Below are 14,385 nucleotides of genomic sequence, written 5' to 3' on the forward strand. Positions count from 1 at the left end.
TATTAATTAAATCTAAGATTTAATTAATAGGTGAATACTCTAGGAGGAGAGTCCATCATAACAAAAAAGCCCTTGAAACTTTTCACTCAAGGACATCGATACACTTAAATACTAAAAGTGCATGCTCTTTGAATGATAGCTCTCCACAAATTACTTTGTGACAGTTTTACTCATATTATGAATAAAACCAGCTATATAGCCTTAAAGCTTTAGCTATACGCTTCGGCAATATTTCCTTTCACTATGTTTCCCATTGCTTATATCCACACAGATACTCTTAAACATCGCACCTCTATCGTCCGTCATATATTCACTTTTATTAAATTATAGCATTCACCTTATTATAATGCAATACTAATTGAGCATTTCAGCTTAGTAAATATATCCTTATATACTACTCTTTTAGAAATTGATTTGTATTTCCATATATTATATACTTAATAGTATCACCAAAAAATGGGGGAGGAATTATTTTATGGATTCAAAAGTTGAAGTTAAAAATTTTAACAAAAAACTACAATATAGATTTAATAACATATTTATAAACTTTAAAACTGATAGGGATTTTTCATTATTTCTTATCGTTGGTATATTGACTGGAATTGCTAGTGGTATAAATTCTACAGTATTTAATAACTTTTTAAGCGATTCATATAATTTATCAGCTTCGGCTAGAGGTATAGTAGAATTTCCACGAGAACTTCCTGGAGCACTAATTGTAGTAGTTCTAGGATTACTATCCTTTCTTGGAGATATAAGGATGTCTATAGTAGGTATGGTATTTGCGTCATTAGGAATGTTAGGCTTAGGTACACTTTCCCCTACTTTCGGAACAATGCTTATATGGATGATGATATTAAGTTTAGGAACTCATATTTTTCTACCTTTATCTGCAGGTATTGGAATGAGTCTTTCTGAAAAAGAAAGTTATGGCACCAGACTTGGTAGATATAGTGCATATAATTTATTTGCTACAATTATAGGATATACAGTAGTATGGTTTGGCTTTAAATATATTGGACTTACTTATAAAATTGCATTTATAATTGCCGCTTTTTTTTATATTTTTGCAGCTATATTTTTAGGACTTATGACTTCTAAAAAGCCTGAAGTCAAAAAGGTGAAATTTGTATTTAGAAAAAAATATACTTTATACTATATCCTTAGCTTTGTGAATGGGGCAAGAAAACAGATCTTTTTAACCTTTGCTCCTTGGGTGCTTATTCAGGTATACCACCTTGATCCACCTACATTCGCAATACTCGGATTAATAATTTCAGTGGTTAGTATTCTTACTAGAACAATTGTAGGAAATGCAATTGATATAAAAGGTGAACGCTTTGTTCTCTCCTTAGAGGCAGTAGTTCTTATAGTAATATGCCTTGGCTATTCTTTTGCTGCTGATATAGCTCCAACAGGAATTGCAGTTGTTATTATTGCATCCTGCTATGTAATTGATAACTCTCTAAGTGTTGTAGAAATGGCCAGATCAACTTATATAAAGAAGATAGCTGTTAATCCTGATGATGTAACCCCTACTTTATCTGCCGGCACAAGTTTTGATCACGTTATAGCTATGACCATCCCCTTTCTAGGAGGATTGTTGTGGGCAACTATGGGTTATAAATATGTTTTCATCGTTGCAGCTCTTATTTCACTTATTAATTTATTCTTATCTTTGAAAATAAAAATAATATAATTAATTTTAAGAGCTTGTGATTTATTCATAGGCTTTTAAAATTTTCTTTCTTATTTCCATAGTTTGGTACAGTTTTCTAACTAATGCATAAAATAATATTGTAGTTAATTTATTTAGGAGGAAACCATTTTGTACGATATGGATTCTAAGAAAAAACTTTCATTAGATAATCCTGCACTTCAAAGATGTCTAGAAATTATAAAGGAATCTGTACAAGGAGAAAAGAATGACGAATTATTTTATAACTATCTTATAAGTACAGCCCCTACAGATGAGGAAAAAATGATAATTACTAGTATACGAAATGATGAAATTAAACACAATAAAATGTTTAGGTCAATTTATAAATACTTTACTAATAAGGATATAACAGCTTCTGAAGACGAAACCTTTCAAAGACCTGCATCCTATATAGATGGGATTAGAGTTGCTTTATTTGGAGAATTAAGTGCCGTAGAAAGATATAGAGATATTAAAAAATGCCTTCCACTTGGGACCTTTAGAGATATGTTATTTGAAATAATTACTGATGAAATAAAACATGCCATAAAATACAATTATATTTTTACATTAAATAAAGAATGTGTTTGCAAGCCTACAGCTGTGTATCCTGCTGCAGAAACACAAACAAAGACTCAAACTAAAACTACTCCTATAGAAACTGCTCCTGTCACTGAAGCTCCTACGCAAGAAGCTCAAAATGATACCATGGGTAAAGCAGGAAAAATTATGGCTCCTATAGATATGGGAGTATCCCCTGAAACTACAGAAGTTCAACCTGTAGATTTAAAAGATGCAAAAGGCTAAAATCTAAAAAATCGCTAATCACTAGTCGCTAATTGCTAAGTAATATTAATTAATATAGCAATTGGAGATTAGTGATTGGCGATCTTTAATTTTTAAGCAGTAACTTTCTAGTTATATAAGTTAGTATTATAAATACTATCTTGATTATTTTATTATTTCTTGCTTAGTTCCTCTGTTTAATGTATTTTCATAATCTATAAAATTATAAACATCTTCTACAAATAATTCACTGAAGCCTTTAAGTTCATCAAGAGTTAGTTCTTCTATGGCTCTATTTTCTTTCTCACAATAAAGAACTATTTCACCTATTACTTTATGAGCATCCCTAAATGCCATTCCCTTACCTACCAAGTAATCTGCTGCTTCTGTAGCATTTAAGAATCCAGCTTTAACAGCCTTTATGGTATTTTCTTTCTTAACTTTTAAACTTCCAAGCATTCCATCCATTACTTTTATGCACGCAAGTACAGTATCTAATGCATCAAAAAATCCTTCTTTGTCTTCTTGCATATCTTTATTATAAGCAAGAGGAATTCCTTTCATTGTAGTTAAAATTCTAACTAAGCTTCCGTATACTCTTCCAGTTTTACCCCTTATAAGTTCTGCAGCATCAGGATTTTTCTTTTGAGGCATGATAGAACTTCCTGTGGAGAATTCATCACTGATTTGTATAAAGTTAAATTCCTTACTGCTCCAAAGTATAAGTTCTTCACTTAATCTACTTAAGTGCATCATTATTATAGAAAAAGCACTAGTAAGTTCTATTACAAAATCTCTGTCACTTACCCCATCCATAAAGTTATCGACTGGCTTATTAAAGCCTAATTCTTTTGCGGTAAATTCTCTATCTGTGCTATAGGTCGTTCCTGCTAATGCACAGCACCCAAGTGGGCTTTCGTTCATTATTTCTATTGCATTTTCTATTCTTTTCTTATCTCTTGAAAGCATTTGGTAATATGTCATTATGTGATATTTAAACGTTACTACTTGTGCTCTTTGAAGATGAGTATATCCAGGCATTATAACTTCATTTTCCTTACCCACTCTTAAAATAGTTTGTTGAAGAGATTCTATATACTTTATTACTTCCTTACTCTTTTTTATGCTATAAAGTCTTAAATCCACTGCTACCTGGTCATTTCTACTTCTTGCTGTATGAAGCTTCTTTCCAAATTCTCCTATGCGCTTTGTTAAATTCATTTCTACAAAGCTATGTATGTCTTCATAGTCACCTTCTATTATAAGCTTACTTTCTTCAATATCTGTAAGTATTGAAGAAAGCCCCTCTATAATTTTATCTCTTTCTTCTTCTGTCAATATATCACACTTAGCAAGCATTTTTACATGTGCTATACTTCCTGTTATATCCTCTTTATATAATCTTTTATCAAAACTCAGTGAGCTATTAAAGTCCTCCATAAGTTTACTTTCTTCTGTTTCAAATCTTCCGCCCCAAAGCTTCATATTTTTACTCCCTTCATCTTTTAAAGTAATTTTTATAGAATAAAGGAAGCTTGCAATGCAAACTTCCTAATTTTTATACATACTAATACATTTCATTCTCTAGTCGCTAAAAGCATTTACCATCACCTAGAGATTAGCAACTAACGACTATTATCAATACTGATTATTTATTACCGTTCTTAAGTGCTTTTATTCTATATGGTAATCCAAATAATCTTATAAATCCACCTGCATCTTTGTGGCTATATAAATCACTAGCCCCGAAGGAAGATATATTCATATCATATAATGCATAAGGAGAAGTTACTCCAGCATTTGTCACATTACCTTTGTAAAGTTTTAATTTTACATTTCCTGTAACATGTTCCTGAGTAGTATCTACAAAAGCATCTAAAGATTTTTTTAATGTAGTAAACCATAATCCATTATAAACAAGTTCTGCATACTTTTGAGAAACTAATTGCTTATAGTGATATGTTTCTTTATCTAAAGTAAGTCTTTCAAGTTCCTTATGTGCCTTGTAAAGTATAGTTCCAGCAGGAGTTTCGTATATACCTCTTGATTTCATTCCTACAAGTCTATTTTCTAAAATATCTACTACTCCTACTCCGTTTTCTCCACCAATCTTGTTTAACATAGTTACAATCTCTACAGGAGATACAGTTTCTCCATTTACTTTTACAGGGATACCTTTTTCAAAAGATATTTCAACATAAGTAGGTTCATCTTTTGCCTTTTCAGCTGAAGTAATCATATCATACATTTCTGACTTATGTTCATTTGCTGGATCTTCTAAATCTCCACCTTCATGACTTGTATGCCATATATTTTTATCTACAGAATATATTTTTGCCTTAGTTACAGGTACTTCTACATTATGAGCTGTAGCATAATCTATAGCATCTTCTCTAGATGCTATATCCCATATTCTCCAAGGTGCTATAATTTCTATAGATGGATCGAAGGATGCAATTGCAACTTCAAATCTAACCTGGTCATTACCTTTACCAGTACATCCATGACATATATATTTAGCTCCTTCTTTATGAGCAATTTCTACTAATTTTTTTGCCATTAAAGGTCTTGCAAATGAAGTTCCAAGTAAATAATCATCTTCATATACAGCCCCTGCTTTTAATGCTTTAAACACATAGTCTGAAACAAATTCTTCCTTTGCATCTTCAATATAAGCCTTTATTGCTCCTGTTCTTAAAGCCTTAGCTTCAACGTCTTCCATATTATCATCTTGACCTACGTTTATACATACTGCTATAACTTCTAGGTCATAATTTTCTTGAAGCCATGGAATTATTATTGAAGTATCTAATCCTCCTGAATATGCTAAAACAACTTTTTCCTTATTCATTTAAAAGCCCCCCAATTTATTTATTAATATTTAAAATTCGAAACTTAACAGAATTAATAACTATAAATTAAAAACATTTGCTATTAACTATAAAATTGTTACTTTGCCCCAATTATATTACTTTCTTTAAAAATTCACGAGTTCTATCTTCTGCCGGATTTGTAAACATTTCTCCTGGTGTTCCTTCCTCTACGATTTTTCCACCATCCATAAATATTACCCTATCCGCTACATCCTTTGCAAATCCCATTTCATGCGTTACAACTACCATAGTCATACCTTCTGACGCAAGTTCCTTCATAACATTTAAAACTTCTCCAACAAGTTCTGGGTCAAGTGCTGATGTAGGTTCATCAAATAGCATTATATCTGGTTCCATAGCAAGTGCTCTTGCTATAGCAACCCTTTGCTTTTGTCCACCGGATAATTTTGATGGATAATAATCCATCTTATCTGCAAGCCCAACCTTTGTTAAAAGTTTCTTGGCTCTTTCTTCTACAACCTTTTTGTCTTCCTTTTTCACTGTAATAGGTGCTTCCATTACATTTTGAATAGCTGTCATATGTGGGAAAAGATTAAAGTTCTGAAAAACCATTCCCATTTTTGTAGTTATTTTTCTTATAAGAGCCTTATCATTTTCCTTTAACTCTTCATCTTCAATTATTATCTTACCTTCATTTATTGTTTCTAAGTGATTTAAGCATCTTAAGAAGGTACTTTTCCCTGAACCTGAAGGTCCTATTATAACAAGCACTTCTCCCTTTGATACATTTACACTCAAATTTTCAAATACAGTTAAATCACCAAATCTTTTTGTGACATTTTTAGCTTCAATCATGTACATATAAGAGCCCTCCTATTAATATCTTGATAATTTCTTTTCCCAAACTGAGAATATTCCTGTAAATACAGTAGTTAATCCTAAATATATACATGCTGCAATAAAGAATGGCTCCATTGGTCTAAAGTTTGAAGAATAAATCTGTTGTGCAGATCTCATAAGTTCAACCATTGCTATAGTTGAGACCAAAGAAGTATCCTTAAGCATTGTTATAAATTCATTTCCTACTGGTGGTAATAATACTCTTATAGTCTGAGGTAAAATTACTCTTATCATGGTTTGGGCATAAGTAAATCCTAATGCCTTACATGCTTCAAATTGCCCTTTATCTACTGAAATTATACCACCTCTTATTATTTCTGCCATATATGCACCTGAGTTCAAGCTTAATCCAATTATCGCTGCACTCATCGGCTCTAGCTCAATTCCTACAAATGGTAATCCATAGTAAAAGAAGAACAATTGTAATAGCATTGGAGTTCCTCTTATAATCCATGTATAAAATGAAGCTATGACATTTATAAATGGATTTTTAGTTAGTTTCAATAATGCTACAATTATACCTATTAGTGTACCCAATACTACTGATATAACTGTCAATTCTATAGTTATACCTGTAGCTTTAACAAGTACGGGAAATATCTCCTTTAATAAATTAATTTCCAATGTTTTAGACCCCCTAATAAAATGTTATTTATATATATCTTCTCCAAACCACTTCTCTGATAACTTAGACATTGTTCCATCTGCCTTAAGTTCATTTACAGCCTTTTGAACTGCCTCTTGTAATTCTTTTTCACCCTTTTTAAATGCAATTCCAATTGGCTCTTGATCTAGTACAACAGCTACTTCAAATTTATCTTTTTCTTTTGATAAATAATATCTTCCAACAAACTCATCTACAACTACTGCACTAAGTCTTCCTATTTCAAGATCGTGGAATGGTTGAGTTGCTTTATCATAAGTTTTTATTTCTTTGATTCCCTCAACTTTTTTTGCCGCTTCTTCTCCAGTTGTTCCAAGCTGAGCGCCTACAACCTTACCCTTTAAATCATTAACACTTTTTATATCTGTAGTACCCTTTTTAACTACAATTACCTGACCACCTTTAACATATGGCTCGGAAAAATCAACTTCCTGTGCTCTTTTTTCTGTAATACTTATAGCTGAAATTCCCACATCAAATTTCCCTGCATTAAGTGCCATTGTAAGGCCGCCAAATTCGGTTAAAATAAAATCTGCTTCAACGCCCAATTTTTTTGCTATTTCTTTTGATAAGTCAATATCAAATCCAACTAATTCGTTTTTGCTATCTCTAAACTCTAATGGTGGATATGTGTCCTCAAGTCCTATTCTAAGTTTTTTTGCTGTCTTGACAGTTTCCAATGCATTTGCTGCTTTCTTTTCTTCAGTTTTTCCGCATCCAGCAAATATCGCTCCCGCCACTACCATACTTAAAACTAATGATAATATCTTTCTAGCTTTCATTTTATTCTCTCCTTTTTAATTTTTATTTAATTTTTATTTTATGTATTATTTCTAATATTACAACATATTTAAAACTTTGTTAATATTAATTGTTTAATAAACAGTCATTATTAACAAAGTTTTTTACAGTAGCTATCCCTGTGCATTGGAAACACAGGGATAACTTATATAATTATTATAAAAGGGGTCTGCTAATTTTTATATATATCAAATCCAAACCATTTTTCTGATAACTTAGACATTGTTCCATCTGCTTTTAATTCATCTAATGCTTTCTGTACTGCATCTCTAAGGTGAGTATCTTCTTTTCTAAAACCTATTCCTACAGGTTCCTGAGAAAGCTTAGCATCAAGTATAACTAGTTCGTCTCCCTTTTTCTTTAGGTAAAAACCGCCTACCTGACCATCTGCAATTACTGCATCTACTCTTCCTACAGTCAAGTCGTTAAAAGCCTCTGTTACTCCATCATATTTTTTAAGCTCTTTTATACCTTCTATTTTATTTGCTGCCATTTCTCCAGTAGTTCCTAATTGAACTCCTATTGTCTTACCTTTTAAGTCTTCAGCAGTTTTTATGCTAGTATTTCCATTTTTAACTACTATTCTTTGTCCACCTACTATATATGGCTCAGAGAAATTTATTTCCTGCTTTCTAGCATCTGTTATAGTCATACAAGAAAGAATCATATCAAACTTTTTAGACTTTAATGAAAGTATTATTCCCTTCCAATCATTTGTTTTAACTTCTACTTTCACGCCTAGCTTCTTTCCTATTTCTTGACCTAAATCAATATCAAAGCCAACTAATTTCTGACTTTCATCTCTAAACTCCATTGGCGGATATGTGTCATTAAGTCCCATAGTAAGTACTCCAGCCTTTTGAACTCTTTCTAATGAATTTAAGTTTTCAGCACTCTTTGCCCCTTGAGTACTTTGAGTTTTTTGGCATGCTGCAAGCACACCTCCTGCAAGAACGATAGTACATAAAAGACTTATAATTTTCTTAATTTTCATTGCCCCCAACTCCTTATTTGTATTGCCCTCTTATGATAAAGATTATACATTTATATTCATATTTATGCAATACCTTTTCTAAAAATTTAAAAATATTTTTTTTGGTTAGATAACTTATTTATTTGCCTCATATTCCTTTATCCCCAGTGGAGTCATTTACCTTTATGTTTACAGTATCCTAGATTTAATTTTTTGTGGCTTTTTCAAACTTTTCAGATAAATCATGAATATTTATACATACATGCATAAATAAAAACTCTCTACACAAAACAGTTTCTATAGAGAGCTTAACAATTTTTTATATTAAATTAATCCTTAGATATATTTATAACTTTAATATCAGCTTATTACTTGCTAAAATATAGTTTTGCTTTGATTAAATTACTTTCAATTCTAGTTACTACTATGCTATATGGATGCCCCTTCAAAAGGCTTTTTAAAGACTTACTCTTAAAACTTTCTATAGTTTTAAGTTCAGTACCATCCTTTAATGTTACAACTAAAAAATTTTCCCTTGTTTTTATATAAAGATTATCCCACTCTTTTACATTATAATTTTTATTTACTATAGAAAATATTAAACCATTCTTTAATATAACTTCTTTTAATCTAAAATATCTCTTATCTAATTCTTCATTTTCTTTTTGAAGTTTACTCATCTCAGTTTCTTTCTTTAATATATCAGCTTTCAAATCATTTATAGACTTTAAATACTTCTCTATATTTTTTTCACTATTTAAAATGGATTTCTCTTTCTTTTTACGTAAATGTTCTATTAATTTGTTCTCACTCATAACTTTCCCCTTGGTATATAATAATTTTTCCTATAAAATATATATATGAACATGAAATGAGGTATTTGTAATGAAAAAAAGATTGTATATAATTATAGACGTTATTTATAATTCTTTTCAAAAAGCTCAATATTTAATAAGAAAATCTTTAATGCAAATAGGAAATAAAATAAATACTTTTAGAAACAAAAGCGAACTAATAAATGCTAGCTACAATTCATTAATTGCAGAAAAACAAGCTATGGAAAAAAGTTTATTATCAGAGTTAAATTCCTTAAAGGAAACTGATAATAAACTTATACTACAAATTAAAGAATATAAATTTAAAAATGAAAATCTTAAAAAGGATATAGAAGTTCTTCAAGAAATGTTTTTTTCTAAATAGGCTTATTTTTATCTAAGCTTTCTTTAATTATTTCTTTAATTTTTTCTGATAAATTGTTTTGTTCTTCACGAGATAAAGTGCTTGGATTTATAGGCTTGTTTATTATTAAATTTACCTCTGCACTCTTTATTTTATTTTTAGGGTTGCCCTCCATGCATTTATAAGTTCCATCTATAGCTATTGGTACAATTGGAACTTCTGCCTTTATTCCAAGTTTCATACTGCCTTTTTTAAATTCCCCTAATGAAGGTCCCTTACTTCTAGTTCCTTCAGGAAATATAACCATTGAGTATCCGTTTTTTAAGTTTTCTATGCCTTCATTTATAGACTTTATTGACTCTCTTACATTACTTCTATCCATAAATACGCAATGAATTTCCTTCATCCAATCACTTATAATGGTATGTTTCTCCATCTCCTTTTTTGCAATGAATCCCATAGGCTTTTTTATTCCTGCAAGTATTAATGGAATATCTAAAAGACTTTGATGATTACCTACATATAAACAACTACCTTCCGGTAAGTTTTCTATTCCCTTTATATTTACTTTCATACCTACTTTATCAATTATAAATTTTGCCCAGTTAACAGCATAGTTATATACTAATTCTTCTGCTGCCTTTTCTCCTTTTTCCTTCTTTATTTTTTTTAAACTATTCCTTTTCAATAACAATCTTGCCATATATACTCCAAATTGAAGATATAGCCATAAATTTTTCATGTAATTTCACTCCTCTGTAAATATTGCAATTATCACATGACTACCCACCTTAGTAGCTCCATATAATTTAAGCTTCACTTTATATTATAACACAAAGTATTATATTTCTCCTATTGGTTATAATCATTAATAATACGAGGCATTATTAATACTTTAGATTCTATGGTAAGGAGCCCTACAAATGAAATCTTTTAAAAAATATAATCTAGTTATACTGCTATTAATTACTTTACTTTTAACTTCATGCAGTACAAGTATAAATACCTACAATAATGTTAATGACAATATACTAAAAGTACACTTTATAGATGTTGGTCAAGGTGATTCTATACTTCTTTCCTTTAATAATCATCATATGCTTATAGATTCAGGAACCTTGGAGTCAAGTGATAACTTAATAAAGTATCTAAAAAAAAATAACATAAAAAAATTTGATTATGTATTAGCTACTCATCCTCATGATGACCATATAGGAAGTATGAAATATATTATAAAAGATTTTAAAATAGAAAATTTCTACGCTCCTAAAGCCGTAACTGAGGAAAACTCCTTTAAAGACATGGTAATTTACCTAAGGATTAAAAATTTAAAAATCAAAATAGCTAAGGATGAAGTAAATTTTAATTTGGGAAATCAAGTACATTGTGAAATGCTTTCTCCTATAAGAAGTGCTTATGATAATTTAAATAATTATTCTGCCGTACTTAAAGTCCGTTATGGAGATGTATCATTCCTATTTATGGGAGACGCGGAACTTGAAAGTGAGTTAGATATTTTAAATAAAAAAGCCGATGTGAAATCTACTGTACTAAAGGTTGGTCACCATGGCAGCAATACTTCCACATCGGAATTATTTTTAAAAGAGGTTTCCCCTAGAATTGCTGTAATAAGCTGCGGGAAACATAACATGTTCAATCATCCTTCTAAAGATATATTAAAAAAGCTTATAAACCTTAATGTAAAAATCTATAGAACAGATATAGATGGAACTGTCGTACTTATTACAAATGGTAAAACTATATCAAAGTTATATTAATGCTTAAAGTTTTGTTTATTTCCTTTGAAAAGGATATATACTCCAAATAATACTAGTATTATAGGTACTAAGAACTTATTCATAACTGATTTAACATAATAATATATATCAAGTCCTACCAATGTTTTATCAAGTATAGCCATTATACCTATAATTATAAAAAGTATGCCTATAGCATTCCATAACTTTTTACTATTTGCTTGAAAATTATTAGATATTGTTCCATTGTTATTTGAAAATTTATCCATTATGAAACTTGAATCCATAATAATTTCTCCTCGGTCAATCCTATTTGCTAAATTAAAAGTATCTATAAATGTATAAAACCAAAATATTATTTTCAATATTCCTGCAAGCCCTAGCCCTATTATCCCAAATACCGGTTCAATAAGCAAATATATAGCTAATGCTTCTAGTCCCTTCTTCATAAGTCCCAAATACATATAGCCCACTCCAGGTATTAGAGCTGCCAAAAATGTTAACACACTACTCCTTCTCATTTTATATCCTCCCCAAAATTATCTTTTATAAAATTTTCTTTATAGTTAGATTGTATTATATTTGTCTTCAACTTAAGTTGAAGCTGTATATCCAAAATTTCTGACATTATATCCGTGTTATATATTACAAGCATAAGAATCCCTGCAAATATAAAACTTAATCCTGATGATATATTTTTTCCTAAATGAATACTTGGTGAATGATCTGCATAAAGCTTATTTAAAAGTCTTTCAGTATAATCCTTTGAAACTTTTACTTCATTAAAAGAATTCTTTATTATTTTTTCAAAATTCTTTTCCTCATTATTCAAACTCAAATCCTCCTTCTTTTAAATAGGCCTTTAGCCTTTTCTTTCCCCTGTATATTCGCCCTTCAACATTTTTAGGAGATATATCTAAAACACTACTTATTTCCTTTTGAGTAAGGCCTATAAAATAATAAAGCACTATACAAATCCTTAAATCTTCTGGAAGATTGGATACCGCTTCTCTTACTGCATCTTTATCATCCTTATCAAATTTATTTTCCATTTCTTTATTTATTTGAAATAGCCCGGTCAAAAATCCCTTTATATTTTTTCTCCTTTTATAATCTAAACATCTTGATACAGTGATCTTATATATATATGTGGATAATGAAGCTTCTTCTCTAAAGTTTTTTATTCCTTTATATATGCTTATAAAAACTTCTTGAGATATGTCTTCTGCTTCTGCATAGTCTTGAGTGTAGCTATAACATAGAGATATTATCTTATTTTTATAAAGTTCAACCAACTCTATAAAACTTTCTTCATTATTTTCTTTAAGAGCTCTAACAATCTCATCTTCCTTCACTCTACCACTCCTGACTAGTAGATACATTTATAGTCCCTGTACCCACCTTTATATCCACCTTTCCTGTCCCATTGCCTAATGTAGTCACTATACTTGAATTTACTCTTCCTCCACCATTAAGATTTACTCTTCCCTTGTTTAAATTTAAGTTTGCCTGAATATTATGGTCTATAGTTTTTACATTCACTGTTCCTCTTTCAAGTATCACTTTTATATTTTTGCATAACTTATTTTCTATATTTACTTTACCATTATCCATTTCTATAGTACTCTCTTCTACCTTATCTCCTTTAATGTTTACATTACCATTATTTCCATTAATCATAGAAGATTTTATATCACTACCATTCACATTGAGATTATCTATATCCATCTTTAATAACTTAAGACCTTTAAAATTAAAGGTTCCATTATCTCCACTTATATAAATTTCACTATTCATAAGTTCATCTTCTGTATTTAATTTGATGTTATCATTTTTGAACTTTATATTATATCCGTCTGGAATGTATATAACGCCACTTATTCCTTTTACATAGCTTTCATTTATATTTATCTTATAGCCATCAGAAACCTTTTGTTCTTTTATATCATAGTTATTTATATTACTTCCATTCTTTATATGGACATATATATCAAGTTTTATCTTATCATCGGTAGACTTTCTTATTTTCAGGTCACTATTATCTGTAATAAATTCTATTTTATTTCCTAATTTATCTAAGGTTTTATCTACCTTAATATTTTTACCGTCTCCTAAATCAAATATATTTTCTGAAATATTAAGGCCATTTTCAAGTATATTAAACTTTTTTCCTATTGGCTTTAATATGTTTACATATAAATTAGCAAATATAAAGGTTATAATTAAAGGAATCATTAAAAAGTTAAATCCTATTCTTTCTCCTTCTTTCTTATTATTAAATAAAAAAATTATTTCTAAGCCAAATAATATTATTAAAATTGGCCACCACTTAATCAATTGCTCTGCTAAATCTAAATTTACATTTCTAACAAGAAGCCATACTCCAAGAAATATAAAGCCTAGAGCAGAAGTGACAGTTCCTACTCTTTTCATATCTTTACCACCTTTCAAAAATTATCTTCTTATTAATATAGACGTATTGTAATATATATATCCCACAAACTTTTTATAAAAAATACAACTTAAAAAATATTATTTTTTAAGCACAAAAAAAATGAAGACTTCCAGTTAAGTAAGTCTTCAATATATCATATTCATTTATTCAAAAAATAAAAATGGCTCCGTGGAGAGGGCTCGAACCTCCAACCCTTCGGTTAACAGCCGAATGCTCTGCCATTGAGCTACCACGGAATAAACTTATCTGGCAACGACCTACTCTCCCACCGGGCCTCCCCGGCAGTACCATTGGCGCTTTGAAGCTTAACCTTCGTGTTCGGAATGGGTACGGGTGT

General features: G+C 30.0%; 16 protein-coding genes, 1 tRNA gene, 1 rRNA gene and 1 riboswitch. Of the genes, 4 read left to right on the forward strand and 14 right to left on the reverse strand.

The window, feature by feature from the left end:
- Positions 1 to 128 precede the first annotated feature (128 nt).
- Positions 129 to 303: riboswitch (Lysine riboswitch) on the reverse strand.
- A gap of 172 nt (positions 304 to 475) precedes the next feature.
- Both JOC70_RS12415 and JOC70_RS12420 read left to right on the forward strand, forming a co-directional pair.
- A complete protein-coding gene (locus JOC70_RS12415) occupies positions 476 to 1,699 on the forward strand; it encodes an MFS transporter (protein ID WP_204599193.1) in 1,224 nt (407 codons plus the stop codon).
- A 138-nt stretch (positions 1,700 to 1,837) separates the two neighbouring features.
- Complete coding sequence (locus JOC70_RS12420; protein WP_243429130.1) at positions 1,838 to 2,506, forward strand: ferritin-like domain-containing protein; 669 nt, start codon at positions 1,838 to 1,840, stop codon at positions 2,504 to 2,506.
- 144 nt (positions 2,507 to 2,650) lie between these two features.
- Here JOC70_RS12420 and argH read toward each other — a convergent pair whose 3' ends face one another.
- From argH to JOC70_RS12455, 7 genes are all read right to left on the reverse strand, one after another.
- Complete coding sequence (gene argH, locus JOC70_RS12425) at positions 2,651 to 3,970, reverse strand: argininosuccinate lyase (protein WP_204599195.1); 1,320 nt, start codon at positions 3,968 to 3,970, stop codon at positions 2,651 to 2,653.
- Positions 3,971 to 4,133: 163 nt separating this feature from the next.
- Positions 4,134 to 5,336 (reverse strand): argininosuccinate synthase, encoded by a 1,203-nt coding sequence (locus tag JOC70_RS12430; RefSeq protein WP_204599196.1) that lies wholly within the window; start codon positions 5,334 to 5,336, stop codon positions 4,134 to 4,136.
- 112 nt (positions 5,337 to 5,448) lie between these two features.
- A complete protein-coding gene (locus JOC70_RS12435) occupies positions 5,449 to 6,180 on the reverse strand; it encodes an amino acid ABC transporter ATP-binding protein (RefSeq protein WP_279381257.1) in 732 nt (243 codons plus the stop codon).
- A gap of 15 nt (positions 6,181 to 6,195) precedes the next feature.
- Complete coding sequence (locus JOC70_RS12440) at positions 6,196 to 6,843, reverse strand: amino acid ABC transporter permease (protein ID WP_204599197.1); 648 nt, start codon at positions 6,841 to 6,843, stop codon at positions 6,196 to 6,198.
- Positions 6,844 to 6,867: 24 nt separating this feature from the next.
- Positions 6,868 to 7,665 carry an ABC transporter substrate-binding protein gene (locus tag JOC70_RS12445; RefSeq protein WP_204599198.1) on the reverse strand — a complete coding sequence of 266 codons (798 nt, stop codon included), beginning with the start codon at positions 7,663 to 7,665 and terminating at the stop codon, positions 6,868 to 6,870.
- A gap of 191 nt (positions 7,666 to 7,856) precedes the next feature.
- Entirely contained in the window at positions 7,857 to 8,672 is an 816-nt protein-coding gene (locus JOC70_RS12450; RefSeq protein WP_423880677.1) for an ABC transporter substrate-binding protein, read from the reverse strand.
- Between the two features lie 353 nt (positions 8,673 to 9,025).
- Positions 9,026 to 9,472: a hypothetical protein gene (locus tag JOC70_RS12455; RefSeq protein ID WP_204599200.1), complete on the reverse strand. Its 447-nt coding sequence runs from the start codon at positions 9,470 to 9,472 to the stop codon at positions 9,026 to 9,028.
- A gap of 70 nt (positions 9,473 to 9,542) precedes the next feature.
- Between JOC70_RS12455 and JOC70_RS12460 the strand changes: the two genes are divergently transcribed.
- Positions 9,543 to 9,857: a hypothetical protein gene (locus JOC70_RS12460; protein ID WP_204599201.1), complete on the forward strand. Its 315-nt coding sequence runs from the start codon at positions 9,543 to 9,545 to the stop codon at positions 9,855 to 9,857.
- Here the strand turns inward: JOC70_RS12460 and JOC70_RS12465 are convergent.
- Positions 9,850 to 10,578 (reverse strand): lysophospholipid acyltransferase family protein, encoded by a 729-nt coding sequence (locus tag JOC70_RS12465; RefSeq protein WP_204599202.1) that lies wholly within the window; start codon positions 10,576 to 10,578, stop codon positions 9,850 to 9,852. The genes JOC70_RS12460 and JOC70_RS12465 overlap by 8 nt on opposite strands.
- 181 nt (positions 10,579 to 10,759) lie before the next feature.
- On the opposite strand from JOC70_RS12465, the gene JOC70_RS12470 reads away from it, so the two are divergent.
- Positions 10,760 to 11,614: a ComEC/Rec2 family competence protein gene (locus tag JOC70_RS12470; RefSeq protein ID WP_204599203.1), complete on the forward strand. Its 855-nt coding sequence runs from the start codon at positions 10,760 to 10,762 to the stop codon at positions 11,612 to 11,614.
- Here the strand turns inward: JOC70_RS12470 and JOC70_RS12475 are convergent.
- The 6 genes from JOC70_RS12475 to rrf form a co-directional block, all read right to left on the reverse strand.
- A complete protein-coding gene (locus tag JOC70_RS12475; RefSeq protein WP_204599204.1) occupies positions 11,611 to 12,114 on the reverse strand; it encodes a hypothetical protein in 504 nt (167 codons plus the stop codon). The genes JOC70_RS12470 and JOC70_RS12475 overlap by 4 nt on opposite strands.
- Positions 12,111 to 12,425 carry a hypothetical protein gene (locus JOC70_RS12480; RefSeq protein WP_204599205.1) on the reverse strand — a complete coding sequence of 105 codons (315 nt, stop codon included), beginning with the start codon at positions 12,423 to 12,425 and terminating at the stop codon, positions 12,111 to 12,113. The genes JOC70_RS12475 and JOC70_RS12480 overlap by 4 nt, the downstream gene beginning before the upstream one ends.
- Positions 12,418 to 12,948, reverse strand: coding sequence for a sigma-70 family RNA polymerase sigma factor (locus JOC70_RS12485; protein WP_204599206.1), 531 nt, complete (start codon positions 12,946 to 12,948; stop codon positions 12,418 to 12,420). The genes JOC70_RS12480 and JOC70_RS12485 overlap by 8 nt, the downstream gene beginning before the upstream one ends.
- A 1-nt stretch (position 12,949) precedes the next feature.
- Positions 12,950 to 14,026 (reverse strand): DUF4097 family beta strand repeat-containing protein, encoded by a 1,077-nt coding sequence (locus JOC70_RS12490; protein ID WP_204599207.1) that lies wholly within the window; start codon positions 14,024 to 14,026, stop codon positions 12,950 to 12,952.
- Between the two features lie 183 nt (positions 14,027 to 14,209).
- Positions 14,210 to 14,284: transfer RNA gene (locus JOC70_RS12495), tRNA-Asn, on the reverse strand.
- An 8-nt stretch (positions 14,285 to 14,292) separates the two neighbouring features.
- Positions 14,293 to 14,385, reverse strand: a 5S ribosomal RNA gene (gene rrf / locus JOC70_RS12500); the annotation flags it as partial.

The organism is Clostridium pascui (assembly GCF_016908015.1).
Classification (GTDB): Bacteria; Bacillota; Clostridia; order Clostridiales; family Clostridiaceae; genus Clostridium_AK; species Clostridium_AK pascui.